Origin of the sequence: Streptomyces pathocidini, from assembly GCF_001418495.1 — a bacterium.
Taxonomy (GTDB): domain Bacteria; phylum Actinomycetota; class Actinomycetes; order Streptomycetales; family Streptomycetaceae; genus Streptomyces; species Streptomyces pathocidini.
In genome coordinates this window covers 1-1,844 of the sequence record NZ_LIQY01000613.1, presented here as the reverse complement: position 1 = coordinate 1,844, position 1,844 = coordinate 1, and the positions used below count along the sequence as shown (strand labels likewise).

The window sequence follows — 1,844 nt, the reverse complement described above, 5'->3', positions numbered from 1 at the left end:
CCCTCACGCGTCCGCGTGCTGCTGGGCGAGGGCGCCGACGAGCCGACGCGGAAGCTCGTCGTGTCCGTGCTGCGCGGCGCGGGCGCGCGGCAGGTCGACGTCAAGCCGCTGGCCGGCGCCCCGGAGCGCAAGGTCGGCGAGCTCACCGTCGTCGTCGGACGCCTCGGCGACGCCACCGTCACCGAGGCCCTGAAGCAGGCCGGCGGCAGCCTGCCGGCCGACGCCGGCGCGGCCGAGGGGTACGCGCTGGCCGCCAAGTCGGGCCTGCTCGGCGGCGGTTCGGTGGTCCTCGCGGGCGCCGACTCCGACGGCACGTACTACGCGGCCCAGACCCTGCGCCAGCTCGCCGGCCGCCGCACCCTCGCCGGCGTCTCGGTCGTCGACCGGCCGCTGATGCCGCTGCGCGGGGTCATCGAGGGCTTCTACGGCAGCCCGTGGACGCACGCCGAGCGCATGGACCAGCTCGCGTTCTACGGCGACGTCAAGATGAACACGTACATCTATGCGCCCAAGGACGACCCGTACCACCGCGAGAAGTGGCGCGAGCCCTACCCGGCCGACAAGCTGGCCGAGTTGGGCGAGCTGGTCGAGCAGGCCCAGGCCCACCACGTCCGCTTCACCTTCGCGCTCTCCCCCGGCGTGTCCATGTGCTACAGCGACGCCGCCGACCTCAAGGCGCTGGAGGCCAAGCTCCAGGCGATGTACGACCTGGGCGTGCGCAGCTTCTCCATTCCGCTGGACGACATCAGCTACACGAAGTGGAACTGCGACGGCGACGAGGCGAAGTACGGCGCGCCCTCGCAGCAGGCGGCCGCGCAGGCCCAGGTCGACCTGCTCAACCGCGTCCAGAAGGAGTTCCTGGAGGAGAAGGGCGCGGAGGCCAAGCCGCTCCAAATGGTGCCGACGGAGTACGGCGACGTGAAGGAGTCCCCGTACAAGGAGACGCTGCGTAAGCAGCTCGACCCCGATGTCGAGGTGATGTGGACGGGCACCGACGTGGTCCCGCCGAAGATCACCGTCGAGGACGCGACCAAGGCCGCCGGCGTGTGGGGCCGCAAGGTCTTCGTCTGGGACAACTACCCCGTCAACGACTACGGCCAGTCCGAGGGCCGACTGCTGCTCGCCCCGTACACGGAGCGCGAGCCGGGCCTGCACGAGCAGCTGTCGGGGCTCGTACTCAACCCGATGAACCAGGCGTCCGCGAGCAAGGTCGCCCTCTTCGGCGGCGCCGACTTCGCCTGGCACGACACCGGCTACGACGCGGACCGCACCTGGAAGGCCGCGGCCGACTACCTCGCCGGAGGCGACGCCCGTACGGCGCGGGCGCTGCTGGCGTTCTTCGACACCCAGCACCTCGCCCCCACCTTCGGCGAGCACCCCTGGCAGCCGCAGGCGCCCGAACTCGCCCGCAGACTGACCGACTTCGAGGCCGCCTGGGAGGCCGAGGACAAGGCGAGGGCCGTGCGCGAACTCCGCCCGTACGCCAAGCTGCTGGCCTCCGCCCCCGAGCAGATCCGCGACGGGGTCGAGGACAAGGGCTTCGCCGCGGACAGCGAGCCGTGGCTGAAGGCGCTCGACCTGTGGGCCAAGGCGCTCCTGCTGACCCTGGACGGCCTGGACGCCCGCCTGGAGCACAACGAGGAGCGATCATCCCAACTCTTCGCCAAAGCAGATGAGTTGACGAAGGAGGCCGAAAAAATCCAGACAATCCCCGGCGAAACCCGCCCGGAGGGCCCGGTCCGCATCGCCGACGGCATCCTGGACAAGTTCATCAAAAACGCAAACGCCCTGCACTGACACTCCAGGGCACACCGCTCCCCAACCCCCCCCGCGCCGCCGGGCAG

At 70.9% G+C, this 1,844-nt stretch carries 1 protein-coding gene; it reads left to right on the top strand.

Features of this window, described 5'->3' with window-relative positions; all coding sequences use genetic code 11:
• On the top strand, nucleotides 1-1,797 hold a 1,797-nt coding region (locus AOK16_RS23525), incomplete at its 5' end, for a glycoside hydrolase family 84 protein (RefSeq protein ID WP_055474143.1).
• Between the last annotated feature and the right edge of the window lie 47 nt (nucleotides 1,798-1,844).